Source organism: Acinetobacter sp. YH12068_T, from assembly GCF_024606005.1.
GTDB lineage: Bacteria > Pseudomonadota > Gammaproteobacteria > Pseudomonadales > Moraxellaceae > Acinetobacter > Acinetobacter amyesii.
The window spans coordinates 2,619,403-2,645,520 of record NZ_CP094555.1; the positions used below are offsets into that span (position 1 = coordinate 2,619,403).

A 26,118-nucleotide genomic window follows, 5' to 3' on the forward strand; every position below is an offset into this window, starting at 1 on the left:
AGGATTATGAGCGAGGCTTACATCATTGATGCCATTCGCACACCGCGCGGCAAAGGAAAAAAAGACGGTTCACTACATGCCGTTAAACCGATTAGCCTACTGACCGGTTTATTGAACGAATTACAAAACCGACATCAATTTGACACCGCTGCAGTAGACGACATTGTACTGGGCTGTGTAACCCCCATTGGTGACCAAGGCGCAGACATTGCCAAAACCGCAGCCATTGCAGCCGGTTGGGATAATGATGTTGCAGGCGTTCAAATCAACCGTTTTTGTGCATCAGGTTTAGAAGCTGTGAATATGGCAGCGCAAAAGGTCCGCTCTGGTTGGGAAGACCTTGTGGTGGCTGGCGGTGTAGAGTCGATGTCTCGTGTGCCGATGGGCTCAGATGGCGGCCCTTGGGCGCTCGATCCTGAAACCAATATGGCTTGTGATTTTATACCACAAGGCATTGGGGCAGATTTAATTGCCACCATTGACGGTTATAGCCGAGCAGATGTGGATGCCTTTGCAGCCAACTCTCAGCAAAAAGCCGCAGCAGCTCAAGCCAATGGTTATTTTGACCAATCTGTCGTTCCTGTTAAAGACAAAGCAGGCGTGACAGTTTTAGCCAAAGATGAATTTATTAAACCAACGACCACAGCAGAAGGCTTAGGCAAGCTCAACCCAAGTTTTGCCATGATGGGGCAAATGGGCTTTGATGCCATTGCCTTGCAAAAATATCCTGAAGTCGGCGCAGTCAACCATGTACACCATGCAGGGAACTCATCGGGCATCGTTGATGGTGCTGCCGTAGTATTGCTTGCCTCTGAAAAAGCGATCAAAGAACAAGGCCTAAAACCGCGTGCCAAAGTGCTTGCCACTGCATTGGTGGGTGCAGACCCAACCATTATGCTGACTGGCCCTGCACCTGCTGCACGTAAAGCCTTAGCTAAAGCTGGCTTAACCATTGATGATATTGACCTATTTGAAGTGAACGAAGCTTTTGCAGCAGTCGTGATGCGTTTTATTACCGAACTCAAGGTTGACCCTGCCAAAGTCAATGTGAATGGCGGTGCAATTGCATTAGGACATCCGCTGGGTGCAACAGGCGCCATGATTTTAGGCACCCTGATGGATGAACTGGAACGCCAAGGTAAAAAACGCGGCTTAGCAACACTTTGCGTGGGTGGCGGTATGGGCATCGCAACGATTATTGAGTTGGTATAAGGAGAATAAAAATGAGCGCAATTCAATTTGAAAAAAATGCCGACAATATCGTCATTTTAACTTTAGATTCTCCGAACCAATCTGCCAACACCATGAATACAGACTTCCGCACGGCACTGGCTGAAACGGTAGACAAACTGCAAGCAGATGAAAATATTGCAGGGATTATTTTCCGTTCCGCAAAAAAAACCTTCTTTGCCGGCGGCGACTTAGACGAACTGATTCAAGCTACACCTGAGCATGCGACAGAATTCTTCAATATGATTGAAGAGATGAAAGCCAAACTGCGTTATATCGAAACCCGTGGCATTCCTGTTGTTGCAGCTTTAAATGGCACGGCGCTTGGCGGTGGTTGGGAGTTAGCTCTTGGCTGTCATTATCGAATCGCACTGAATGATGCTAAGGCAAAATTTGGCTTACCTGAAGTAACCTTAGGTTTACTGCCGGGTGGTGGCGGTATTGTTCGTATGGTACGTTTATTGGGTCTGCAAAATGCATTTCCGCTCTTGATGGAAGGCAAACAAATTGGTGTCGAAAAAGCCAAATCATTGGGGCTGATTCAAGACACTGCAGATAGCCTTGAAGAATTGATGGACAAAGCCATTGCGTGGGTGAAAGCCAATCCAAAATCACAGCAACCCTTTGATGTAAAAGGCTATAAAATTCCGGGCGGGACGCCATCGACTCCTGCTGTGGCGCAAATGCTCGCCATTGCCCCCGCTATGCTACGTGACAAAACCAAGGGCTGTTACCCTGCGCCTGAAGCCATTATGTCGGCTGCTGTTGAAGGCGCTCAGGTCGATGTTAATACGGCGCTCACGATTGAATCACGTTACTTTACTTACCTTGCAACCGGTCAAATTTCTAAAAATATGATCGGCACCTTCTGGCATGGTCTCAACGCTATTAAGTCTGGTGCAAGTCGTCCAAAAGACGTCGCGAAATGGCAAGCCACCAAAGTTGGTATTTTAGGCGCAGGCATGATGGGTGCAGGCATCGCTTATGCCACAGCATCAAAAGGCATTGCAGTTGTACTTAAAGATATCTCTGTAGAAGCTGCTGAAAAAGGCAAAGCCTATAGCCAAAAACTGCTGGATAAAAAAGTAACTCAAGGCCGTTTAAGTGCAGAAAAACGTGATCAAGTCTTAGGCCTGATACATGCCACTGCAAATGCGGCAGATTTACAAGGCTGCGACTTGATCATTGAAGCTGTATTTGAAAATGTCGAATTGAAAGCCAAAGTGACACAAGAAGCAGAAGCCTATCTGGCAGAGAGTGGTATTTTTGCATCCAATACTTCAACCTTGCCAATTTCAGGCTTAGCCAATGCATCTCAAGATCAAGCTAAATTTATCGGTCTACATTTCTTTAGTCCTGTCGACAAAATGCAATTGGTCGAAATTATTAAAGGTAAAAACACATCGGCTGAAACCTTAGCCAAAGCCTATGACTATGTACAGCAAATTGGCAAAACACCAATTGTGGTGAATGACAGCCGTGGCTTCTTTACCAGCCGTGTCTTTGGCACTTTTGTACAAGAAGGTTTACGTCTGCTTTCTGAAGGCATACACCCTGCCCGCATTGAAATGGCAGCGTTAAAAGCCGGCATGCCTGTAGGTCCATTGGCCATTCAAGATGAAGTGTCTTTAACACTCTCTGAACATGTCGCGGCCGAGACACGTAAAGCCTTGCAAGCTGAAGGCAAAGACCTACCACGTTCAGGTGCGGATGAGGTGATTCAGACAATGATTCATGAGTTCGGACGTAAAGGTAAAGCTGCCGGCGCAGGTTTTTATGAATATCCTGAAGGCGGTAAAAAGCACCTCTGGGATGGCTTGAGCAAATGGCAGAATGATAATGCTATTTCTGAACAGGAAATGATTGACCGCTTCCTGTTTGTACAGTCACTCGATACCTTACGCTGCCTAGAAGAAGGTGTTTTGGAATCGACTGTTGATGGCAATGTCGGATCAATCTTCGGGATTGGTTTTGCCCCTTGGACAGGTGGTGCACTTCAATTTTTAAACCAATATGGTTTGGAAAAAGCGCTATTACGTGCCAATACACTAGAAGCAAAATATGGCGAACGCTTCAAAGCACCGCAATTGCTGAAAGACAAAGTAGCTAAAGCTGAGCAGATTTAATTATTCATTTTGAGCATGCAAATTTTGCTGTTCAATCACATCAAAAGGAGCTTCGGCTCCTTTTAATTTTCCTTCGCATTCGCGTGTTTGCAAACAAGTCTAGATTTTACGCGAACTCTCATCTGTTTTATGTTATAAAGTAACAAGTTTTTTGATTTCTTTTTATCCGATTGAGTAGCTTGTTATGACTGATCATACTTCTCCTGAAAAATCACCGTGGGGCTGGAAGGCACTGATTATCTTCTGTATTTTAGGTGCGCTATTCATGGGTATTTTCTGGCTTGCTGTGACCAATGAACCAGACTATATGCCGAGCCAACAGAAAAAAGACAATACTCAACAGCATGCATTTAAAAATGCCCCTGTGATGTCAGAAGAAGCGTTGAAAAAGGCGCAAGCTGATCAAGCAGCTCGTGAAGCTTCTGCGCCGACTGCAGCAGATATGCATATGACTGAAGAACAACATGCACATATGGATGACATGAGCCCTGAACCTACTGCATCGAATGATCATGGCCACTAAGCTTTGACCCAATCTATGCAAAAAAACGCTTAAAATTTTAAGCGTTTTTTATTTATAGCTGTCCAATTTTAAGTATTTAAGCCAAAGCCATATACATATCTTGATGCGGAATACCACAATCTAAATATTCATCACCTTCAACAACAAAACCTAAAGTTGCATAAAACGGTATAGCATGCACTTGTGATGATAGTTTTAAATATTCACGTTGCTCTAATTTCGCTTGTTCGATAATGGCTTGCATCAAGATTTTACCAATACCCTGACCGCGATAGGCCTTTAAAACAGCAACACGACCTATACTGTTATTTTTCAACAAACGAGCAGTTGCAACAGCTTTCATCCCATCATGAACAATAAAATGCAGTGAAATCGCATCTTCTGCATCCCACTCATCCGCGGGCGATATCTGCTGTTCTAAAATAAAGACCTGTTCACGTATCGGTCGAGCTGCAGATGCCAGTTGCTCCCACGGTCCGAATTGAATATTTAACTGCTGCATCCCTTCATCCTTTAGCATTTACAGCCAATATCTTGCTGGTCCCATTGATCATTTAACAATAATTCCAATGAATGCTTTTGAATGCCATACATGTCTTTTAAAGCTTGAATCTGTGCCAATACCGCTTGATCAGGTTCGACATAGTCTGCACGTTTGGTTGCCAAGATCATTTTATTTTTACTGGTATGTTCAAGTGCCACAAATTCAAAGACTTTGGTTTCATAACCATATACTTTCAATAAAAGTGCACGAATCGTGTCAGTAAGCATCTCTGCTTGCTGGCCTGCATGAATACCAAATTGCAACATCGGTGCAAGTACTTGCGGCGCTTTCAATTGCGGACGCAGTTCTTTATGACAACACGGCGCACACATGATCATTTGCGCATTTAATCGAATACCGGTATGAATCGCAAAGTCCGTTGCCACATCACAGGCGTGCAGCGCAATCATGACATCTAAGCGCTCAGGCGCATAGGTACGAACATCGCCTTGGAAAAAATCCAGTTGGCTGAAATTCGACTGCTGAGCAACGCTTTGGCAAAATTCCACCATTTTTGGATTCAGCTCAACCCCAGTCACTTTAGGCACTTGCTGGTGTTTTGCTAAATAATCATATAATGCAAAAGTTAGATATCCCTTGCCTGAACCAAAATCTACAACATGTAGAGATTGATCAGTCTCTTTAATCTGACATAAAGCGCCTGAAAAAATTTCTACAAATTTATTAATTTGTTTCCATTTACGCGCCATGCTCGGAATAATTTGTGCTTTTGCATCCGTAATACCGAGTGGCTGTAAGAAATAACTGTTTTGATCGACATAGCGGTGTTTCGCTCGATCATGTCCTTGCTGCTCCGTAGGATTTTTCCCTAAAGCAGGCTGCTTTTTGCTAATGCTTAGCATGGCTTTCTTTTTATTTTTTTGAGCTGAATTTCTTCATCCAAGGTCATCAGGTTGGCTTGCTTACAACAGCTCAATAAACTTTCGACTTGTTGATATGCAGCTGCCATTGGATAGTTTTTGGTGATGTCTTGGGTTTTATAACGATATAAACAACTGAGAAATGACTCACCTTGCAGCGAAATGACTCGCAAGGTCATTTTTTCTAATTGGTCTAATTCACCTTTATACTGACTCAAGATCATGCGATCAAAACGCTGTGTTTCAATGGCTTGCTGAAAGGCTGCTAAAAATTGCTGCTCTTGCGTAGAGGAAGAAGCCAATGATGACATAATATAAACCTAGATAAATTTGCAAAACAATTTTAAATCTTCTTACACCAAAAGCAAAATTGAATTACTATACACTTGTATATTTAAATTATTATAAAAGATACGTTATGAATGCTCCCCACCTTTTAGCTTATGACCCAGCTGAAGAAAGACTGAATTTCTATACCCATGCTTTCGGTGCAGCGTTGTCGGCCATCGCAGGTATCCTACTGATTTTAAAAGGATCATATCTTCCAACTGGACAATGGCTTGCACTTTGGGTGTATGCATTCAGTATGCTGTTATTGTTTTCAGCGTCGAGTCTATATCACTTCGCAGAATCTCCTGAGCGCCGTGGTTGGTACAAAAAACTCGACCATACCGCAATCTATTATTTAATTGCAGGCACTTATACCCCGTTTCTGGCAATCGCACTGCCTACCGCAAAAGCGCATTATTTACTCATTGCACTGTGGGTTATTGCCGCTATTGGAACACTATTCAAATTAATTTTCATTCATCGTTTTCAAAAGATTTCGTTGATTGCTTATTTGGTGATGGGATGGCTTGCAGTACTGGTAATGGATGATATGCAACGCTTTTTATCTGATCAAGCTTTAACCTACCTGATCATTGGCGGGCTATCTTATACAATCGGTGCATTGTTTTATGCCTTAAAAAAGGTAAGATATACACACGCTATCTGGCATATTTTTGTATTGATAGGTGCAGGATCACATTTCCTGTCGATTTATCTCTACGTGATATAACCCACTGACACTGCATTCTTTAGTGACCCTAATTCCGCAGTCCGTAAGTTGGTATTTCGTATTTTTTTAAGAAATTACGCCTTTTTTAAAAAGATTACGCTTTTAAAACTAAGTTCAATTATTTTTAGTAAGTGTAAGGTCCACCATGGCGTCTTCAAGTGCTGCTGCCACTGAACAGCAACCAACAAATTCAAAATTCCGCGTACTTACAGCAAGTCTTGTAGGTACCACAATCGAATTCTTCGATTTCTACATCTATGCAACTGCGGCTGTAATTATCTTCCCGCATCTGTTCTTCCCTGCAAGTACAGATCCAACAACCGCAACAATTCAATCTTTAGCAACGTTTGCGATTGCCTTTATTGCTCGCCCGATTGGTGCAACATTCTTTGGCCATTTAGGTGACCGTATCGGTCGTAAAGCCACATTAGTTGCCGCTCTCCTCACCATGGGGATTTCTACAGTATGTATCGGCTTGCTTCCAACCTATGCTCAAATTGGTATCGCTGCTCCGCTCATGCTTGCACTTTGTCGCTTAGGTCAAGGTCTTGGTTTAGGTGGTGAATGGTCAGGTGCCGTGCTGCTTGCAACTGAAAATGCGCCAGAAGGCAAACGTGCTTGGTATGGTATGTTCCCTCAATTGGGCGCGCCAATCGGCTTTATTCTTGCAACAGGTTCATTCTTGACCTTAGGTCACTTCATGTCTGAAGCTGAGTTTATGCAATGGGGTTGGCGTATTCCATTCATTGCAAGTGCGCTATTGGTTATTGTCGGTCTGTGGATTCGTTTAAAACTACATGAAACACCAGCATTCCAAAAAGTTTTGGATAAGCAAAAAGAAGTAAATATTCCGTTCAAAGAAGTGATCACTAAGCACTGGGGAATGTTAATTCTCGGTACGATTGCTGCGATTTGTACATTCGTTGTGTTCTACTTAACCACAGTATTCGCTTTACAATGGGGTACAACCCAGCTTGGTTACACACGTGAAGAATTTTTAAAACTTCAACTGGTTGCCACACTTTGTTTCGCTGCCTTCATTCCACTTTCTGCTGTATTTGCTGAAAAATTTGGTCGTAAAACGACTTCGATTGCGGTATGTGTTGTATCTGCATTGTTTGGCTTAGTCTTCTCAAGCATGCTTGAGTCTGGCAGTACTGCGATGGTGTTCTTATTCCTATGTATCGGTCTTGCGATCATGGGTTTAACCTATGGTCCAATTGGTACGGTATTGTCTGAAATCTTCCCAACGTCTGTACGTTACACAGGTTCAGCTTTAACCTTTAACATGGCTGGTATTTTTGGTGCATCTTTCGCGCCATTGATCGCAACTAAACTTGCAACTGGCTATGGTTTATATGCAGTAGGTTACTACCTAACTGCGGCATCAATCCTTTCATTGATCGCGTTCTTAATGATTCGCGAAACTAAAAATGATGATGTGAATAATCAGGTTTAATCTGCACATAATAAAAAAGCCAGCACCTATTGCTGGCTTTTTTATGTCTCAAATTGAGTCAATGACCTGATTAGCCACTCTATAGTTGACATCATTTCGATTTTATTCATGAATGCAGCTTAGATCCAACTGAGCAATACACATCATCTGTTCCAATACACGGTCATTCACTTAATTTCAAACAGCAAATGAATGGCACGATTCAATTTTATTAACCAAACAAGGCCTGTAGCTCTACATCAAGAAGAACATTCACCAAACCGTTTAGCGATAATGAACGGTAGTTTTTGATTAAACCAACTCGATAATATCAATGGTCGGTGGCACAAGAAAACGGAAAGGTACCCCAACCATGCCCGTACCAACAGTGACAAAGACATCTGCATTGTCATGCTGATATAGCCCTTTTTTATGACCTAAAATCGACACTTTTTTCATTACATAATCGGTCAACCATGGCAATTCCACTTGTCCACCATGGGTATGACCCGACAACATCAATGGTCGTCCCGGAAGTTTAGGTACCATATCGACGGTATCTGGATTGTGCGACAAAATGATCCAAGGCTTATCCTGTGGCAATTCTGGCAAATAGCGCATATCGGCTTTACCAGCCCATAAGTCCCCAACGCCTAATAAGCGAAACTCATTAAACTCAACCACTTGCCCTTCGATATCCACCACATGATTACTTTCTAATGCATGTTTTAATAACTCTTGAATAGGCGGACCGGGATATTGCTCATCATGATTTCCATTCACCGAATAAATCGGAGCAATAATTTTTTTCAGTACAGCCAGTTCTTCAGCTAACTTATTTTCTGGCTCATAAGTCCAATCCCCTGCAACCACGACCAAATCAGGATTTTGTGTATTGATTTTATCTACGATCATTTTTAACTGACGTTCATGGCCCGAAAATAAACCAATGTGTAAATCACCAATTAAAGCAATGCGTACAGGCTTTAATAATTGTCGTGTTTCATGCAATTGATATTGACATTTTTTCACCTGAATCATGTGCGGCTCGATAAATCGGGCATAGCATAAAAGCCCCGTAACAGCACCGACAAAAATAGCTTCGTGTAATGAATAATATCCACTCCAGCCTGCATAAAAGCTAAAGAAGAATAAAGGGATAAGTAAATACGAGAGATAAAATGCCAACAAATGTACGAAGGCTTTAAACGGATGAATCGTTTCCGTGCGTGACTGGCTTAACCAAGCTTGGGATATTGCCCAAACGCCCAGCACAGCCAACCCGATATAAAAATACATCACTACGGAATCTAATTCCCACATACATTTGCTCTACAATTTGCCTAACGAGAAAACTCGATCACTATATTTATCTTTTCACAGCTGACACTTATACTCAAATCAAATTTTTTAGTATGTCTAACAGTATGAACTCAGCTACACCGAAACAGCAAAATTTGCCCTTCATACACAACCACACTAAGGCGGTTTTGCTGAGTTGTAGCCTTGTTTTGACTTTATCTGCATGTAGTACCTTGCCTAAACAGCAAACTCAACCTGTGGAATATGCCTTTAATACTCCCACTGACGATACTAGCCTTGCGAAAATTGTGCTGCCGCTACGTGAACAAAATCCTAATTTAACTGGTTACCACGTTCTGTATGACCCATTAGAAGCCTTAGCGGCTCGAATCGAGCTAATCAATAAGGCCGAAAAAAGTTTAGATTTACAATACTATATTTGGGATAACGACAAAATTGGTGCTTTGGCCCTACACGCCATGATCAAAGCTGCAGATCGTGGGGTGAAAATTCGTTTATTGGTCGATGACAACAATGCCAAAAAAATGGAAGGCATTTATATGGCACTCGACCAACATGCCAATATTGATGTCAAACTGTATAACCCGTACCGCTTCCGACATTTCCGCCCTGTCGATATGGTGCTGGATCTAAAACGCATCAACCGCCGTATGCACAACAAAAGCTTTATTGCAGACAATCAAATCGCATTGATTGGTGGTCGCAATATGAGTAACCAATACTATAACGTCAGTGATAATTATCAATTTTCCGATGTCGACGTCATGCTGGTCGGTGCGGCATCCGATGAAATCATCCATTCTTTTGACGAATATTGGAATGATGACTATGCCTTTCCAGTACGCCTATTGGTCAATCCACGCCACTATAGTTTGCGCTTTGACAGTCTCAAACAACAACTCGATGACTATAACCAAGAAGCCACTGTGGTCAATTATTTGGACTTAGCTAACCGTTCACATGCGTTTGATGACTGGCTCAATAATAAAATCCAATTTGACTGGGTCAAAGCCGAAGTCGTCAAAGACTCCCCGAGCAAAATTAAATCTAAGGCTAAAAAAGAAGAGCATCTCAACTTTCAGCTCCTCAACCGTTTAGATAAACCGGAACAAAGTGTTGATATCGTTTCGGCCTACTTTGTCCCAGAAAAAAAAGGGGCTGAACGCCTAAAAAACCTTCGTGCAGATGGCGTAAAAGTCAGAGTCTTGACTAACTCATTCCAGGCCAATGACGTGCCATTGGTTCATGCTTTTTATAGCAAATATCGTCAAGATCTCTTGGAACACGACGTTCAACTCTATGAATTTCTCTCTAGACCTGATGCAGAAAACCTCAACACCAATACCAAAGAGTTGGCGGAAAAATCTAAAGTTAGTCTAAAAGGTTTAAGCCGTTCAAGCCTGCATGCCAAACTGATGGCAATTGATGAAAAACAAGTCTTTATCGGCTCATTTAACTTTGATCCACGTTCAGCATATTTAAATACTGAAATTGGGGTATTACTGAATAGCCCACGCTTAGCCAAAGCCGTCCACTACACCATGGATGAAAATTTAAGTAAATATGCCTATAAGTTAGTGCTCAATGCAGACCAACAGATCAATTGGAAAATTAAGCTGTCAAATGGTCAAACGCGTATTTATCCACGTGAACCGAAAATCAAGTGGTGGCAAAAAGCAGGGGTGAAATTTATCTCTTGGTTGCCGCTCGAAGGCTTTATGTAAGGATTGTGCTGCAAAGGTATCCCCCTTGCAGCATGTATCATTAATTCATTATGCATCAACTGGAACTGGCGCTTTAAGAACTTTAGCTTGAAGCTCTGCTAATCCCTGATTCATTTTTTGCTGCACTTCTTGTGTCAGGCTGTCAACAGTATGACCTGCCGAATCAATTGCGGGCAATGTCATGAGATGCGCAGTGACTTTCGGCATTTCTAAGACATTTTTGACATGTCGATCAAAGCTAATGTCTCCGACGTAGGGTGCAATATTATCGAGTTCCTCGTCCTGATTCACATAGCAAATTAAGCAAATTTGGACTGGACGTTCGGCTTCAATCGCAGCACCTAAAATACGACCATGAATTTTTTTAATTTTGCTGCCATCTGAAGTGGTGGCTTCTGGGAAAAAGAGTACCGGCGTATCTTGTTTTAAGAAGCCTGTAATTTGTTCTTTAATTTTAATCGAGTCGCCAGAGCCACGCTTAATAAATAAGGTGCCACCGCCTTTCGCCAATTTACCCAGCACTGGCCATTTTTCAATTTCAGCTTTCGCCAAAAAGAAAACACGTGCTCCAGAACCCAAAACTGCCACATCTAACCATGAAATATGATTACTTACCCAAAGGGCTGGTTGACGTGGAATTTCGCCATGCACTTTGACTTCAAGATTAAATACTTTGCATAACTTGCGACAAAAATACTGCACATAGCGGGTATTTTGCGGGTTATTCGGGTCTTTATACAATTGATGACGATAAACCAAATAAAAACCCTGCGTCACGGCAACAGCTGCTGCACCGACTTTTTTACAATACAAATAAAATTTTGAAAACACATTAATTTGCGGTGTATTGACGATTTGAGGTTGATTCATAAACGGTTCACTAAAAGGACACGGTGCCACAATTTGGCGTAAATTTTCATCATCATATACCGAAGACAGTTTTTTTGCATTGATCATAAAAACCGAAGTCGAAGATAATATTTTCCCATTTTAATCGTTTTTAAAAATCAAATATTATTTTTATATCGGTTTTTAAGGTTATGAATTATGAATCACTCACATTCGGACAATCCCCCTATTTCTTCATGGCAAGCTTTAAAAGCCATTGCTGGTTTTTCATTGATATATATGAGTGTGCTTTTTTTATTGGCGCTGAGCTTTCGCAGCTCTCTCTAATTGAACAACAGGTCATACAGTAACTTAGTCATTAATCCCTCACTTAGATTAACCCTCGCACTCCATTTTCGCCTAAAATGAATCTTTAAACAGGAGTGTGTGCTGAGTGGAAAATTTAAATCAACATCAAGCGAGCGGTGAACGCGTAATTTTAGTCAGTGTGGCAGTACAAATGCTCGCAGACCTTGATGCCGAAGAATTCCACTTACTAGCTCAATCTGCAGGTGCCAATATTCTGCAACATGTGCATGCTCAGCGTATTAAGCCGGATGCCAAATTATTTATCGGCTCAGGGAAGGCTGAAGAAATTGCAGAAGTGGTTGCAGAGCATGAAGCCGAATTGGTCATCTTTGACCATGCCCTCACCCCTGCCCAAGCACGTAATCTTGAACGCATCATGCGTTGTCGTGTGGTCGATCGTACAGAATTAATTTTAGATATTTTTGCCCAACGCGCACGTACCTATGAAGGTAAATTGCAAGTTGAATTGGCCCAATTACAACATATGGCTTCACGACTGATTCGTAGTCGTGGCGATCTCGATAGCCAAAAAGGCGGGATCGGCCTACGTGGACCAGGTGAAACGCTGCTGGAAACTGACCGTCGTCTACTCAAGCTGCGTATGGGGCAACTCAAAGCGAAACTTGAGAAAGTCCGCCAAACACGTATGCAAGGTCGTGTTGCACGTCAAAAAGCTGCTGTTCCAACCGTGTCATTGGTGGGTTATACCAATGCGGGTAAATCGACCTTATTTAATAATTTAGCAAAAAGTGATGTCTATGCAGCAGACCAACTTTTTGCGACACTTGATCCGACCTTACGCCGTCTACATTGGGATGGTATCGGCAACTTAGTTCTCGCAGATACTGTAGGTTTTGTGCGTAATTTATCGCACTCACTGGTCGAGTCGTTTAAAGCCACCTTAGAAGAAACGTTGGAGGCGACCTTATTGTTACATGTCATTGACTCCAGCAGTCCTGACATGATGGAACAAATCGAGGCTGTCGAAAAAGTACTGAAAGAAATTGGTGTAGATGTTCCTATTCTGCGCGTCTATAACAAAATTGATGTCAGTGGCGAAGATCCTAAAATCATCTATGGTAAGCCACATCAGCCTGAACGTGTCTATGTCTCAGCACATAGTGGTAAAGGTCTTCCCTTATTACGCCAAGCGGTTCAAGAATGCTTGATGGGCCAAATTCAAAGCTTTGAAGTCCGTCTAAAACCAGCTTATGGCAAATTAAGAACACAACTGTATGCGCTCAATGTGATCCAAAATGAAAGTTATGATGAACAAGGCAACTTAATTTTGCACGTCATCATTGCCCCGCATAAGTTAGAACAACTGATTAAACAGGCGCATTTACCCATCAAAGAAATTTTGGGAACACGTGCGCAACAATTCCAACGTCCACTTGAAGAATTTGAAATTAAAGACTAAATCGGTTAAAACTTGATTAGTATAATTTTAACGAAAGACAAAAATGGACTGGATCAAGCGCATCGACTGGAAAGCCTGGATAGGCACTATTGCATTAATTATTATTTTCCGTGAAGGCGCGGTCTGGGTCATGAAGCAATTCAATCACCCAGAATTAGGCAATCTAGTCGGTTTGATTAGCCTCTTGATCGTGCTTTCATTTTGGAGAAAATTCAACAAAATTCCAGCCAGTTTGGTCGATACCAATAATAAAATCATGAAAGAAAGTGCCTTTGCCTTCCTACCCATTAGTGCAGGCTCATTGCTAATGATGATGCATTTAGGCGATGAAATTCCGATGTTTTTGATTGTTCTCTTTGTCAGTACCCTCATACCGCTATGGGTCTACGCAAAAATGTCTAAGAAATGGCTATAGGAGAATCAACATGCTTTCAATCATCTCTGGATTCATCATTACCCTGATCGCCTATCTTGTCGCAAAACCTATTAATAAAAAATTACCGCAAATCCCCGTGATTGTGATTGGGATGTTTTTCGTCATTGGTATGCTCTATCTTTTTGGCATTTCCTATGAAAGTTATATGGCACACGTGAATCCACTGTTCAATAACTTACTCGGCTATGTCACAGTGGCCTTGGCCATTCCTTTAGCAGCGATGCGCTACGATGACTTGCCATTAAAAGCCGTGGGCGGGATTTTAGTCTTTGCCAGTATCAGTGCCGTTGCCCTCCCTATGGGGCTGGCTTATTTGCTGCATTTGTCAGATCCAACCATTATGGCTTTTGCTACACGGGCAGTGACCACCCCTATTGCCATCAACATTGCCACGCTGCTGCATTCCCCGATTCCTTTGGTTATTTTGATTGTGATTTTATCAGGGGTGATTGGTGCAGCATTTTCACCCATCATACTTAAAAATATTCATGATGAACGTGCATCAGGACTCGCCTTAGGACTTGCTGCACATGCGATTGGCACAGCTCAAGCTTGGCAGCGCGGCAGCATTGCTGGGCGCTATGCGGCATTTGGCATGGCGGTAAATGCAGTCTTCACAGCAATCTGGTTGCCAACTTTCATACTCTATCTACAAAATATGTGACTGAGCAATCACTTTTAAATGATTGTTTTGTATAAAAAATAAACTTAATATAAATTCTAGGGTACACCACAACACATTGAACGATGTGCTGTGGATGTTACATTTTTGGTAAAGGCACTTTTGTGCAACATGTCAACTTTCCCGAATAAAATGTAAATATTTATGCTTAGAGTAGTTGCTCTAAGTTCAGATATTACCTAGTATGATCAATAAACCCTCACAAAGTGTATTGATAAAGGATTATTAATATGATCGAAAAAAGTTTGAAATGGGCTGCATTATTCGGTGCTGTAGTAACAAGCTCTGCACTCTATGCTCAAGATCTTACAGGGACTTGGCAACAAATTGACGATAAAACCGGTTCGCCTAAAGCACTGATCGAAATTCGAAAAGATGCCAAAGACACCTATACCGGCAAAATTGTCAAAGTGACGCCACGTCCGGGTTATACACCAAAGGAAAAATGTGTGAATTGCCCTGCACCTTATACCAACCAGCCTATTTTAGGGATGGATGTATTTAAGGGGCTGAAACTTGAAAGTGAAAACACCTACTCTCAAGGAAAAATTATTGATCCTTTAGCAGGCAAAATTTACAGCTTAAAAGGCAAAATTTCTGCCAATGGTAAGCGCTTACATTTACGTGGATATCTGGGGATTTCCGCGATTGGTCGTACACAGACATGGATTCGCGTTGAATAAATTTTAAATTTATTCAGTAAATTGATTTGATATAGGTGAACCACCTACAGGGAATATCTGATGAAAAAATTAAAAGTGAGCCTCTTATTCTTAGCTGCTGTAATGAGTGGTTCAGCTTTTGCTCAAGACCTTTCAGGGACTTGGCAACAAATTGATGATAAAACAGGTTCACAAAAAGCCATTATTGAAATCCGTAAAGAAACTAATGGTACATTCGTGGGTAAAATCATCAAAGTGACGCCGCGTCCGGGTTATACGCCACGTGACACCTGCGTAAACTGTCCTGCACCTTATAAAAACAAACCGATTTTAGGCCTTGATGTGTTAACTGGTTTAAAACATGTTGAAGGGACCAATAATTACGACAAAGGCCGTATTATTGACCCACTATCTGGCAAAATTTACGACACAAAAGTTCGCTTAAATGCCAGTGGAAAACGTCTCACGCTACGTGGCTATATGGGTGTTTCAGCACTCGGTCGTAGCCAAACTTGGATTCGCCAAGAATAAGCTCAGTGTCATAAAAACCGCCATGTTGGCGGTTTTTTTATGCCTAAGATATTCAAATTATTTTAAAAATAAAGTTGACTATTCTCGTAAACTTTCTAACATACGTGCTCATAAATCACGCTTCTAGGGGAAAAGCGATTATGTTTAAAAAAATATTATTCAGCCTATGCACATTCGGTTTGATGAATGGCGCATTTGCAAATGACATTGCTGGCACGTGGCAACAAATTGACGATAAAACAGGAGCGGCCAAAGCGATTATTTCGATTCACAAAGAATCCAATAATACCTATACCGGTAAAATTATTAAAATTACACCACGTCCTGGCTATACACCACAAAAAAACTGTAATAAGTGCCCTGCGCCTTATACCAACCAACCGATTCTCGGCATGGAAATTGTTAAAGGTTTAAAGCAAATTAATAATACGAATAATTATGAAAAAGGTCGTATTATCGACCCTCTTTCTGGCAAGGTTTATGATGCTAAAGTGCGCTTAAACAGCACAGGAAAACGTATTTCGATCCGTGCAAGTATTGGCGTTTCAGTCTTGGGCCGTAACCAAACTTGGATTCGTTTAGACTAATCCTCACACCAATAAAAAGCCGCATCAATGCGGCTTTTTTATTTTTAAATACTTACATCACAGGATTATCGACAGCAAACATGGTTTGATCTTCCAGACGATAGGCCATCAACTGATTACCCCAGACACATCCGCCATCCACATTTTGGATTTTTGCTGAAATGCTTTTTCCTTGCAAAGCCGCCCAATGACCAAAAAGAATTTGATGGGTCTGCGCTGCTTGTGACTCAAACTCAAACCATGGCTTAAAACCCTTCGGCATAGGGTCATCGAGTGAGTCTTTAAAACTAAACTCTAAACGGCCTTCAGCATCGGTTAAGCGCATGCGGGTCAGATAGTTGGTAATACAGCGTAAGCGCGCATGACCCGACAAATCATCCGACCATAGGTTTGGCTCTTTACCGTACATCACTTGAAGAAACGCATCAACCACATCAAAGTCGTCATGACCAATCACCGCCTCCACCTCTTTTGCCAAGTCTACGGTTTGCTGCGCAGTCCAATTCAAAGGAATACCCGCATGAGTCAAAATGGTTTGCTCATTCGGAAATAGACACAGCGGCTGCTTGCGTAACCAATCAATCAAATCATCACTTTCTAAAGCGTGAATCACATCATCGATATTGTCTTTAGGATTGATATCCTTAATACCACGAGCGCATGCCAGCAAAGTCAGATCATGATTGCCCAGTACCGTCGCCGCAACTTCACTATCCACTAATTTTTTGATGAACCGCAAAGCGCCTACCGAGTTTTCACCCCGTGCGACGAGATCACCGGCAAACCATATAAAATCTTGGTCTGCATCAAACTTGATCTCTTTCAGTAAAGCTTTTATTGCTTCAAAACAGCCTTGAACATCACCAATGACATAGTTATAGCGAATAGTGCGAGTCATAATTATTAAGCCACCATTTGATCTGCTAATGCGACAAATTCTGCAAGTGTTAGGGTTTCTGGACGCGCCATTGGATCAACCCCTGCATTTTCAAAACCATCTTCAACCAACATGCCTTTTAAGCTGTTACGCAAGGTCTTGCGGCGCTGAGTAAAGACATGTGAAACCAAACGCGCAAGCGCTTTTTCATCTTTCGCCACAATCGGTTTAACAGCATAAGGCTCTAAACGGAATACCGCAGAGGTGACTTTTGGCGGCGGATTAAATGAGCCCGGCGGCACCTCAAATAAAAACGTCGGTTTGCAGAAGTATTGGATCATCACCGATAAACGACCATATTCTTTAGTATTCGGTGAAGCGGTAATACGGTCCACAACTTCTTTTTGCAGCATGAAGTGCATGTCTTTGACTTTGTCGCCAAACTCCAAGAGATGGAACAGCAGCGGTGTTGAGATGTTATACGGCAAGTTACCAACCACACGCAGAGGACGGCCTTCGGTAAACAGCTCGGTAAAGTCATATTTCAGCGCGTCGGTTTCAACAATGGTCAAGCGCTCAGGATGCGGCACACGGCCCGGCAAACCTGCGGCTAAGTCACGGTCCAGCTCAACCACAGTTAAAGCATCACATTCACCAATTAAAGGCGATGTAAGCGCAGCAAGACCGGGACCAATTTCGACAATATTGTCACCAGTACGCGGATTTACCGAACGTACAATTTTGGCAATAACACGTTGATCATGTAAGAAATTCTGTCCAAACCGCTTACGCGTGTGATGCCCTTCATCTTTTGGGTTTAGGGCATTAATTTGATACATAAAATTCTCCGCATAGGTTTATTACAACGATTACTGACTTGATTCAAATTCACTCAAGCGAGCAAAAATTTCTTCGGACTTGGTCACATTATCCCGAGCCGCTTTAATTACACTGAGCAATGGCTCTCTTTGTTGCAACAAAGCCATTGTTTCAGATTTCATCATTTCTTCAGTTTCAGCCTGAATGGAGAGCAAACTTTCACGCATTTCAGCATTGTTTACGCGCTCTACACCCAGTTCGGGATTACCATTCAGTTGAGCCTTCAAATAAATATTGAAAGTTTCAAAATCTGCTAAAAAGTCATCTAAATCGTCTGGATGAATAGAATTCACATCAGTTAACTTCAGCAAAGAACTCAACATTCGTCCCGCAATATAGACTTGATTTTTGGCAATCATTGCTTGAATAGCTGAATTGTTTCCTCTAGCCATCATATCAGCCAGAATGTTATATTCAGCTTGAATACCCGGAATGGTTTCACTTACAAGAAGTTGAGATTCATATAGCGCACTCAGGCTATTTTGATGCTGTACAAGCAGATCAATATTAGCATTGATTGCCTGTCCATCTTGAAGCATTTTATCAGCACCATCACGATTCGCATATTTTTTATGCACCGCAGTCAGCGCTTGATTAAATTTTTGCTGATTATGTTTAAAGCCATCCACGGCAGCCGGTGATGCAAAACGTATAAATCCTTCCGTCTGTTTTGGAATTTGCAGCGATAATACTTTTAATTCACAAGAATGATGATCTGTAGCGAGCGTTGAGCATGCTGACAGCATCAACGCTAACGCAATCCCAAAAAATGGGCGAATGATCGATTTCACCCTAAGCATCTTGTTATTTTCCTGTTTTATTTTTGATATTTTTTTACTATTATTCATATAAAATTCAAACCTTTATTATTAAGTTTCGTTATTTTTCGCACGTGCTAATTCTAAAGCCAAATCAACCGCCACCTGTAAACTCGAACTTTTAGCAAGACCAGTTCCAGCCAGTGACAGTGCTGTGCCGTGATCCACTGAAGTCCGAATAAACGGTAAGCCCAAAGTGATATTAATGGCTTCGCCAAAGCCCTGCGACTTTAACACAGGTAAGCCCTGATCGTGATACATCGCCAAAACCGCATCGGCATCTTTTAAATTTTCAGGGGTAAATAAGGTATCAGCAGGTAAGCTCAGGCTCATATTCACTCCTTGAGCGCGATAACACTCTAGCACCGGATTGATCACTTCAATCTCCTCCATGCCCAAATAGCCATCTTCACCCGCATGCGGATTTAAACCGCAGACTAAAATATGCGGATGATCTTTTTTAAATTTGGTTTTTAAATCATGAATTAAAATATCGATGACTTGATGCAATCGTTCTTGAGTAATGGCATCGGCTACATCACGAAGCGGTAAATGTGTAGTTGCCAATGCGACACGGAGCGTTTTGGTCGCAAGCATCATCACGACACGATCAACGCCTGCAAATTCTTGATAAAACTCCGTATGTCCGCTGAAATGGATACCGGCATCATTAATAATCGACTTTTGCACAGGTGCAGTTGCAACACCTACACTTTTGCCAGACATCGCATAATCTGCAGAACGACGTAATTGTTCCAACACATAGGCTGCATTATTCACATCTAACTGACCTGCAATAACAGGTGTAGTTACAGGTACATGTTCCACATAAAGCTGACCTAGAGCTGCCGAACCCTCCTGCCCAACATAGTCAATCAGTTCAACTTCGAGCTTTAACTGTTGAGCACGCTTGAGCAGCAAATCTTTATCAATAAGAACCACAAGTGGCCTTTCATCTATTCGATTGGCTAAGCTCAAACAAATATCAGGTCCGATACCTGCGGGTTCACCGCTCGTGATATATAAAGGCAGCATGGGTCTATCCTGTGTGTGCAATAGCATTATTATACTGTGTGATGCACATGACAGACCTAATTTTATTGACTAAAAATATCGGACTAAAACTCAAAAATAAGCGCGTTGTGCGACATTGTATGGGATGAAATCGAAAGCAAAACCTGAAATGCCAATGATCCAAATCAATGCAATAAGAATTACAATGCCGCGCTGAACGGCTGACACATGTTGCGGGTACTTCGTTATCAGCCAAAAAGACATACCACCCACAAGCAATAATCCAATCAACAGATAAACCAATAAATAACTAAGGAAAAATAAAGTGAGCATCATTAACCAAACGATGATCGCACCATCCGCCCCGTGCAAATACACCAAATACAAAAAAGTTGGGCTTAAAACCAAGGCGCTACATAAGCCCATTAATTGCAACCATTGCCGCCAAAATGAGGGTTCAGATGTGTTTTTTAACAGATTAGAATTCGACATGATTTACTTTCATCCGCTTTTTTTATAATTTCTGGATTATCTGCTGTTTATTGCTGAAGAAATACACTACAATACAGCGCTTGAAATTTTATATTTTCATTTGTGATTCTTCACGTATTCGTATAGAATCGCGTCTCCTTTTGTTTGGACAGCTTCCATAGTCCAAACCAACTATAATAGGTAGTGGTTTAATGAAAACTCTCAGCGCTAAGCCAGCTGAAGTTCAACACGACTGGTACGTTGTTGATGCTTCTGGCAAAACTTTAGGTCGCCTTGCGACTGAAATCGCTCGTCGTTTACGCGGTAAGCACAAAACTTCTTATACTCCTCACGTTGACACTGGTGACTACATCGTTGTTATCAATGCTGAGCAAGTTCAAGTGACTGGTAAAAAATCACTTGATAAGAAATATTATCGCCACACTGGTTTCCCTGGTGGTATTCGTGAAACTAATTTCGAAAAATTAGTTGCTCACAAACCAGAAGAAATCTTCGAACGTGCTGTAAAAGGCATGTTGCCAAAAGGTCCTCTTGGTTATGCAATGATCAAGAAAATGAAAGTGTACGCTGGTACTGAGCATCCACATACTGCTCAACAGCCACAAGTTTTGGACATCTAAGGGATACAGCACATGGCTACTAACTATGGTACAGGTCGCCGTAAGACCGCAACTGCACGTGTTTTCCTATCAGCTGGTACTGGTAAACTCGTAATCAACAACCGTTCTTTAGAACAATATTTCGGTCGTGAAACTGCTCGTATGGTTGTTAATCAACCACTTGAGCTTTTAGAAGCTACTGAAAAATATGACCTTTACATCACTGTTGCTGGTGGTGGTATCGGTGGTCAAGCAGGCGCTATCCGTCACGGTATTACTCGTGCATTGATCGCTTCTGACGAAACTCTTAAACCTGCTCTTCGTCAAGCTGGTTTCGTTACTCGTGATGCTCGTGAAGTTGAACGTAAGAAACTTGGTTTACGTAAAGCTCGTAAACGTCCTCAATTCTCTAAACGTTAATTCGTTTACCGAATCGGACAAAAAACCTTGGCTTATGCCAAGGTTTTTTTATGTCTTAATTTTTATGAAGATGATGCAAATAGAATAACGATCCGATAAACAAAGAGACTCAAACTCGCAATAAAACATATAACCGACAGTGTTAGTGTAATTGTACAAATGGTCATTTTGCTTTTTTGTTCAGGACTATCATCCTCTGCTCCATAATCAGAGGCATAACCTCCAGCGAGTGCCGTATAAAAGCCAATGCCCATAAAAATAACAGCAGCTAAAAATAATAATTTTTGTACAAGTGCAATGGTCATCATGCGGTGACGATCAGGTAAATGAATGACATGAAAAAGCTATCAGATAAAATCAAATAAAACAAAACTGTAATTTTCACTGTAGCTGCATTGATATTGCTAAAGTCCCCGTGATTTTACTGTCTAATTTTAGTATCCTATCTTATTCATTTCTCATCGTCTCGGATTATGTCAGTCGAAAATGCACCTCTCCAAGGGATTACGCTTTACAGTCATGCGGATGACTTTCGCTCACACTGGATACGCTATGTACTTGCAGAGAAGCAAATCAAACATAATTTAATTATTGCTGATGATGAAGACGAAGATCTTGCGAGTTTAAATCCCTACAATCAACTTCCGATGATGATTGAAAATGGCCTAAAACTCTATAACAGCAGTATTATTGCCGAATATCTGGATGACCGATATCGTCAAAATAAACTGTATGCAGATGCACCCATGCCTCGTGCAGAGCAACGTCAATATGTATGGCGCTTCGAACAAGATTGGTTAAGACTTGCCGATATTATGCTTCGCCATCCCGATACCCTCAATGAAAAAGCCAAGCAAAAAGCACAAAAACAATTGCGTGATACACTCATTTCACTAACCCCCTTGTTTCAGCATTATCCTTATTTTATGTCTGAACAATTTAGCATGTTAGACTGTATGCTCGCACCTGTATTTCTGCGCCTAAAAGCCATGGGGATTGAGCTTCCCAAACAGCAATGCCGCCCTATATTTCTCTATTGCCAACGCATCTTTAGCCGTCCTGCATTTATCAAATCGATGACATTGCAGGAAAAAAATCGCTATAGCGAGCTTTTAGCAAAAAATTAATTTCCCATAAATATTCGAGTAAGCATTATGTCTGAACAGGAACTACAACTCACTCCAACGCGTCCATACTTAACACGGGCACTTTATGAATGGATTTGTGACAATCAACTAACACCGTACCTACTTGTCGATGCGACACAGAATGGTACGATGGTGCCAGTTCAATATATCCAAGATGGCCAAATTGTCCTGAATATCGCACCTCATGCAACGCATGCGCTACACATGAGCAATGAGACGATTACTTTCTCTGCACGCTTTGGTGGCGTTTCGCAAAACCTCTATGTCCCCTTTTCTGCTGTTCTAGGTATCTATGCACGTGAAAATGGTCAAGGCATGTTCTTCGATCCTCAAGAATATGAAGGTATTCAGAATGATCAAAATGCTTTAAAATCAAACGACCAAGAACAACAAGAGCAGCCGAAGAAAAAACCAGGTTTAAGGTTGCTCGATTAAAGAATAAGGAAGCGAATAATGGCTTTTGATTTAGTACAATATTTTGTCGAACAAATAGAATCTCAAAAGCCTACGCTTTTAAGTCATTTAAATCGTGAAGAAAAACGTCAATATATACGTGAAATTAATGCATTAACTTTAGGTGAATTGATTCATCAGCTCCGCAATAATGCTCAAAAGGTTTATCAAGAAATTACTCATCCTGATGAACTCTATATTCAAGAAGTTTCACGCCATCTGACCACCAATCCATCGAATGCATCAATATTAGAACGCTCTGAACTTGAACACCTAACAACTGAAATTTTTCATTTACAATTAAATGAATTAAAGCAACTTCATGATACCGGCTCACACTCACCACAAAGCATTCAAGAATTACTCAATGGACAAATTGAACACCTTTCTGGTCAAGCGGATGATTGGGTTTGGTCAACAAACAACCTAACAGAGCTTCTTGGTTCTAAACCAAATCTGCAAGAAGAGATATCATTAGAAGCATCAATGAAGGAGTTCAATCAAATGGTTAATCAACAACATACTCAAGAAGATGTGACAACAGAAGTACAAGTTCCAACTTGGTCAAAAATTGTAGAGCCTATTGTTGCAGTGGTGATTTTATGGATTTTGGCATCTGCAGCTTGTAATATTTTTTCTTAAGTGGCTTCATTTGTCTAAATCAATGACCTGCTTTTTAAGCAGGTTTTTTTTAAATCGAATATTCTAAATTACACGCCTTTAGATCACTTTTTGTTTTCTTTATGTAAATCAGTCAGCTTTATTCTGCAAAATCGAGTTTTATTACAATATTTACAAAACTTTACATTTGAATTTTTGGTAAATTTTAAATCATAAATGAAGTCCGAAAACACATAAAAAAATATATACAGCAAATTAAATCACATTTTTTAATCCAAAAACTAAACACTATAATTAGAAAATATTATCATTTTAAAACAAAAAATTAATTTTATTGCAAAGCCACTTACGCTTCCTATAATTAAATTATGTAGTTAAAAACGCTAGTTTAATTACCTAAATATCTACAAATAATAATCATGTATAACCTAAAAGAGGGGCATAAAAATGGCTAAAGTTTCATTAGAATCACTCACAACAATCGACGGTTTTTATGCAGCGGCACTGGTAGACGGTGAAAGTGGCCTAGCTATGGCGACACAAGGCGGTGGAGATATTGATTTAGAATTAGCAGCTGCTGGAAATACTGAAGTGGTTCGCTCCAAAAGACGTGTTGCTCAATCACTCAATTTAGATGATCACATTGTCGATATTTTAATTACCTTAGGAAAGCAGTATCACTTGATTCGTCCACTGGAAAATAATGAATCCATATTCTTATATTTAGTACTTGATCGTGCCAAAGCAAACCTAGCCATGGCTCGACACGAATTAAAAACCTATGAAAAAAGTTTAGATTTTGCTTAATTTCACCTAACCCTCTTATGCCAATAAGAGGGTTTTTTATTCCCAAAATGTTTTACAGGTTTGAATAAAATTAGTCGAGGAACACCATGAATAAGCAATATATCAATATCGGCATTGCAGGATTAAGTATTCATGATTCAGATCAACTCAAACATCAGCTTTACGCAATTTTTCCACAGCACTTTAATATCCAATGGAAAAGTGCATCTGATGTGAATCTCGATTGCTTATTTATTCATGAGCGTTTTTTTGACACCGAAGGAATTCAAAAAATATTAACTCGCCGCGCTTTACCTTGGCTCAAGATCTCGAAAGACAACCAACAATCAGGGCGCGTCAGAAACAATACTCTATTCCTTCCCGTTGATGATAATCAAGAGCTCTATCAATGGATTGATAAACATCTCGTCAGCCATAATGACCTTAACGAATCCATTAAGCATGCTCAACATGATCAAATCCAGAGCTTTATCGATTTTAATTTGGAGGATGATTACTTCAAAAAAATGTATGCAGAAGATAATCATCAAAAATTACACCTATATGATGATCTAGGCACAATAGCGGTAATCGATACCGCGCAAAATATAGCTTGGCTCAACCTCGAGCGTCAACTTCAACACACAGATGCTAGTTTTAAATATGATTTCGCATCAATTGAAGATATGACCCATGTAAGTCGAAAGCATCCCGTCATCCTTCAAGACTGGATATGGAATCTATTTTGGCAAACTCCGAATTTTTACCAAACAGTTCCTGAAGATGGTCATTTTCGAATTTTAAGCTGGCCAAAACCTGCTGAACATTTATCTCATAAACAAATTTTTCAACTTTCTGCATGTTTTATCCAGGGTGCAAAGATATCAACCATTGCAGAACAATACGATATTCCCCTCAGCACTGTTCGACAGTTCATTGCTGCGAATATGGCATCACTGAATATAAAAAAAATAAATCTTTGGGATAAACATTACACGCCACCTGAAAAGCATGAAACAACAGAACAAAAGAACTTTGTACAAAACTTCTTTAGTAAGTTACGCCGTAAATTTGGATTTTAGAATAGGACATCAAACATGATTCTTCAGCAATATAAAATTGTCTTTGCTGGTTCTATAGGTGCTGGAAAAACTGAAGCGATCCGTTCACTTTCGGATATCCCTGTTTTACTTACTGAAGCGCTTAACACTGACCAAGCCAGCCATCAAAAACTCGAAACCACAGTGGGTATCGACTACGGAGAAGTGACCTTAGAAGATGGTTTAAAAATAGGTTTATATGGTACCCCTGGACAAAGTCGTTTTGATTTTATTTGGCCTGTGATTTGTCAAGGCGCAATCGGTGCAATTATTTTGATTGATCATAATGTTAATGATCCCCTAAGTGAACTCGAAAGCTATTTAGAAACCTTCCAAAACTATACAGATAACATAGCCATTGGAATTACCCATACAGATGAAATCACAAGTTCGACAAATACCGCTATCTACAAAGATTGGCTGATTAGTCAGGACTTATATTCGCCCCTATTCTTTATTGACTGTCGCAAAAAATCTGACGTTTTACTGCTACTTGAAGCTTTAATTACCTCAATCGAAGTAAATCACTACATTACCGCATAAGGAG

At 40.9% G+C, this 26,118-nt stretch carries 29 protein-coding genes and 1 pseudogene; 20 read left to right on the plus strand and 10 right to left on the minus strand.

Features of this window, described 5'->3' with window-relative positions:
* Positions 1-6 precede the first annotated feature (6 nt).
* The 3 genes from MST18_RS12480 to MST18_RS12490 all read left to right on the plus strand — a co-directional run bounded on the left by MST18_RS12480 (position 7) and on the right by MST18_RS12490 (position 3,879).
* A complete protein-coding gene (locus tag MST18_RS12480; RefSeq protein ID WP_111885008.1) occupies positions 7-1,212 on the plus strand; it encodes an acetyl-CoA C-acetyltransferase in 1,206 nt (401 codons plus the stop codon).
* 11 nt (positions 1,213-1,223) lie between these two features.
* The gene (locus MST18_RS12485) at positions 1,224-3,356 is read left to right on the plus strand and encodes a 3-hydroxyacyl-CoA dehydrogenase NAD-binding domain-containing protein (protein WP_180133913.1); all 2,133 of its coding nucleotides are present in this window, start codon (positions 1,224-1,226) and stop codon (positions 3,354-3,356) included.
* Between the two features lie 184 nt (positions 3,357-3,540).
* Entirely contained in the window at positions 3,541-3,879 is a 339-nt protein-coding gene (locus tag MST18_RS12490; RefSeq protein WP_078190097.1) for a hypothetical protein, read from the plus strand.
* Between the two features lie 76 nt (positions 3,880-3,955).
* Here MST18_RS12490 and MST18_RS12495 read toward each other — a convergent pair whose 3' ends face one another.
* Positions 3,956-4,381 carry a GNAT family N-acetyltransferase gene (locus MST18_RS12495; RefSeq protein WP_257227551.1) on the minus strand — a complete coding sequence of 142 codons (426 nt, stop codon included), beginning with the start codon at positions 4,379-4,381 and terminating at the stop codon, positions 3,956-3,958.
* Positions 4,382-4,392: 11 nt separating this feature from the next.
* Positions 4,393-5,615, minus strand: a pseudogene (locus MST18_RS12500) (SAM-dependent methyltransferase).
* 107 nt (positions 5,616-5,722) lie between these two features.
* Between MST18_RS12500 and MST18_RS12505 the strand changes: the two are divergent.
* Both MST18_RS12505 and MST18_RS12510 read left to right on the plus strand, forming a co-directional pair.
* Entirely contained in the window at positions 5,723-6,364 is a 642-nt protein-coding gene (locus tag MST18_RS12505) for a hemolysin III family protein (protein WP_180011623.1), read from the plus strand.
* A 145-nt stretch (positions 6,365-6,509) separates the two neighbouring features.
* On the plus strand, positions 6,510-7,823 hold the full coding sequence (locus tag MST18_RS12510; RefSeq protein WP_078194265.1) for an MFS transporter: 1,314 nt from the start codon (positions 6,510-6,512) through the stop codon (positions 7,821-7,823).
* Between the two features lie 291 nt (positions 7,824-8,114).
* On the opposite strand, the gene MST18_RS12515 is transcribed toward MST18_RS12510, so the two are convergent.
* Complete coding sequence (locus MST18_RS12515; RefSeq protein ID WP_180133911.1) at positions 8,115-9,125, minus strand: metallophosphoesterase; 1,011 nt, start codon at positions 9,123-9,125, stop codon at positions 8,115-8,117.
* A gap of 104 nt (positions 9,126-9,229) precedes the next feature.
* Here MST18_RS12515 and MST18_RS12520 point away from each other — a divergent pair, with 104 nt between their 5' ends.
* Positions 9,230-10,849, plus strand: a complete 1,620-nt coding sequence (locus MST18_RS12520; RefSeq protein WP_257227549.1) for a phospholipase D family protein — start codon at positions 9,230-9,232, stop codon at positions 10,847-10,849.
* Positions 10,850-10,897: 48 nt separating this feature from the next.
* On the opposite strand, the gene MST18_RS12525 is transcribed toward MST18_RS12520, so the two are convergent.
* Positions 10,898-11,719, minus strand: coding sequence for a 1-acyl-sn-glycerol-3-phosphate acyltransferase (locus MST18_RS12525; protein ID WP_180133923.1), 822 nt, complete (start codon positions 11,717-11,719; stop codon positions 10,898-10,900).
* Between the two features lie 478 nt (positions 11,720-12,197).
* Here MST18_RS12525 and hflX point away from each other — a divergent pair, with 478 nt between their 5' ends.
* The 6 genes from hflX (at position 12,198) to MST18_RS12555 (ending at position 16,364) form a co-directional block, all read left to right on the plus strand.
* Complete coding sequence (gene hflX / locus MST18_RS12530) at positions 12,198-13,466, plus strand: ribosome rescue GTPase HflX (RefSeq protein WP_218952717.1); 1,269 nt, start codon at positions 12,198-12,200, stop codon at positions 13,464-13,466.
* Positions 13,467-13,509: 43 nt separating this feature from the next.
* A complete protein-coding gene (locus MST18_RS12535; RefSeq protein WP_078190105.1) occupies positions 13,510-13,881 on the plus strand; it encodes a hypothetical protein in 372 nt (123 codons plus the stop codon).
* 10 nt (positions 13,882-13,891) lie between these two features.
* Positions 13,892-14,566, plus strand: coding sequence for an LrgB family protein (locus MST18_RS12540; RefSeq protein ID WP_180077471.1), 675 nt, complete (start codon positions 13,892-13,894; stop codon positions 14,564-14,566).
* A 248-nt stretch (positions 14,567-14,814) separates the two neighbouring features.
* A complete protein-coding gene (locus MST18_RS12545; protein ID WP_180024995.1) occupies positions 14,815-15,267 on the plus strand; it encodes a DUF2147 domain-containing protein in 453 nt (150 codons plus the stop codon).
* Between the two features lie 60 nt (positions 15,268-15,327).
* Positions 15,328-15,777 carry a DUF2147 domain-containing protein gene (locus MST18_RS12550; protein ID WP_180102447.1) on the plus strand — a complete coding sequence of 150 codons (450 nt, stop codon included), beginning with the start codon at positions 15,328-15,330 and terminating at the stop codon, positions 15,775-15,777.
* Positions 15,778-15,917: 140 nt separating this feature from the next.
* Positions 15,918-16,364 carry a DUF2147 domain-containing protein gene (locus MST18_RS12555; RefSeq protein WP_078194271.1) on the plus strand — a complete coding sequence of 149 codons (447 nt, stop codon included), beginning with the start codon at positions 15,918-15,920 and terminating at the stop codon, positions 16,362-16,364.
* 52 nt (positions 16,365-16,416) lie between these two features.
* Here the strand turns inward: MST18_RS12555 and MST18_RS12560 are convergent, their stop codons facing one another.
* The 5 genes from MST18_RS12560 to MST18_RS12580 all read right to left on the minus strand — a co-directional run bounded on the left by MST18_RS12560 (position 16,417) and on the right by MST18_RS12580 (position 20,444).
* The gene (locus tag MST18_RS12560) at positions 16,417-17,262 is read right to left on the minus strand and encodes a symmetrical bis(5'-nucleosyl)-tetraphosphatase (RefSeq protein ID WP_180133908.1); all 846 of its coding nucleotides are present in this window, start codon (positions 17,260-17,262) and stop codon (positions 16,417-16,419) included.
* A gap of 5 nt (positions 17,263-17,267) precedes the next feature.
* Positions 17,268-18,080: a 16S rRNA (adenine(1518)-N(6)/adenine(1519)-N(6))-dimethyltransferase RsmA gene (rsmA, locus tag MST18_RS12565; RefSeq protein ID WP_180133907.1), complete on the minus strand. Its 813-nt coding sequence runs from the start codon at positions 18,078-18,080 to the stop codon at positions 17,268-17,270.
* Positions 18,081-18,110: 30 nt separating this feature from the next.
* Positions 18,111-18,920 carry a pilus assembly protein PilJ gene (locus MST18_RS12570; RefSeq protein ID WP_180133906.1) on the minus strand — a complete coding sequence of 270 codons (810 nt, stop codon included), beginning with the start codon at positions 18,918-18,920 and terminating at the stop codon, positions 18,111-18,113.
* Positions 18,921-18,989: 69 nt separating this feature from the next.
* Positions 18,990-19,973, minus strand: a complete 984-nt coding sequence (gene pdxA / locus MST18_RS12575; RefSeq protein ID WP_180133905.1) for a 4-hydroxythreonine-4-phosphate dehydrogenase PdxA — start codon at positions 19,971-19,973, stop codon at positions 18,990-18,992.
* 90 nt (positions 19,974-20,063) lie between these two features.
* Positions 20,064-20,444, minus strand: a complete 381-nt coding sequence (locus tag MST18_RS12580; RefSeq protein WP_180009219.1) for a hypothetical protein — start codon at positions 20,442-20,444, stop codon at positions 20,064-20,066.
* 191 nt (positions 20,445-20,635) lie between these two features.
* Here MST18_RS12580 and rplM point away from each other — a divergent pair, with 191 nt between their 5' ends.
* Positions 20,636-21,064 (plus strand): 50S ribosomal protein L13, encoded by a 429-nt coding sequence (gene rplM, locus MST18_RS12585; RefSeq protein WP_004722943.1) that lies wholly within the window; start codon positions 20,636-20,638, stop codon positions 21,062-21,064.
* Positions 21,065-21,076: 12 nt separating this feature from the next.
* Positions 21,077-21,463 (plus strand): 30S ribosomal protein S9, encoded by a 387-nt coding sequence (gene rpsI / locus MST18_RS12590; RefSeq protein WP_078190115.1) that lies wholly within the window; start codon positions 21,077-21,079, stop codon positions 21,461-21,463.
* A 62-nt stretch (positions 21,464-21,525) separates the two neighbouring features.
* Here the strand turns inward: rpsI and MST18_RS12595 are convergent, their stop codons facing one another.
* Positions 21,526-21,771, minus strand: coding sequence for a hypothetical protein (locus MST18_RS12595; protein WP_180133904.1), 246 nt, complete (start codon positions 21,769-21,771; stop codon positions 21,526-21,528).
* A gap of 165 nt (positions 21,772-21,936) precedes the next feature.
* On the opposite strand from MST18_RS12595, the gene MST18_RS12600 reads away from it, so the two are divergent.
* The 6 genes from MST18_RS12600 to MST18_RS12625 all read left to right on the plus strand — a co-directional run bounded on the left by MST18_RS12600 (position 21,937) and on the right by MST18_RS12625 (position 26,114).
* Complete coding sequence (locus tag MST18_RS12600) at positions 21,937-22,590, plus strand: glutathione S-transferase N-terminal domain-containing protein (protein ID WP_180024986.1); 654 nt, start codon at positions 21,937-21,939, stop codon at positions 22,588-22,590.
* A 27-nt stretch (positions 22,591-22,617) separates the two neighbouring features.
* Complete coding sequence (locus MST18_RS12605; protein WP_180133903.1) at positions 22,618-23,046, plus strand: ClpXP protease specificity-enhancing factor; 429 nt, start codon at positions 22,618-22,620, stop codon at positions 23,044-23,046.
* Positions 23,047-23,064: 18 nt separating this feature from the next.
* A complete protein-coding gene (locus tag MST18_RS12610; RefSeq protein WP_180133902.1) occupies positions 23,065-23,706 on the plus strand; it encodes a hypothetical protein in 642 nt (213 codons plus the stop codon).
* 426 nt (positions 23,707-24,132) lie between these two features.
* Positions 24,133-24,492, plus strand: coding sequence for a hypothetical protein (locus MST18_RS12615; protein WP_078194280.1), 360 nt, complete (start codon positions 24,133-24,135; stop codon positions 24,490-24,492).
* 86 nt (positions 24,493-24,578) lie between these two features.
* A complete protein-coding gene (locus MST18_RS12620; protein WP_180133901.1) occupies positions 24,579-25,553 on the plus strand; it encodes a hypothetical protein in 975 nt (324 codons plus the stop codon).
* Positions 25,554-25,568: 15 nt separating this feature from the next.
* Positions 25,569-26,114 (plus strand): ATP/GTP-binding protein, encoded by a 546-nt coding sequence (locus tag MST18_RS12625; protein WP_180133900.1) that lies wholly within the window; start codon positions 25,569-25,571, stop codon positions 26,112-26,114.
* The last annotated feature ends 4 nt before the right edge of the window (positions 26,115-26,118 follow it).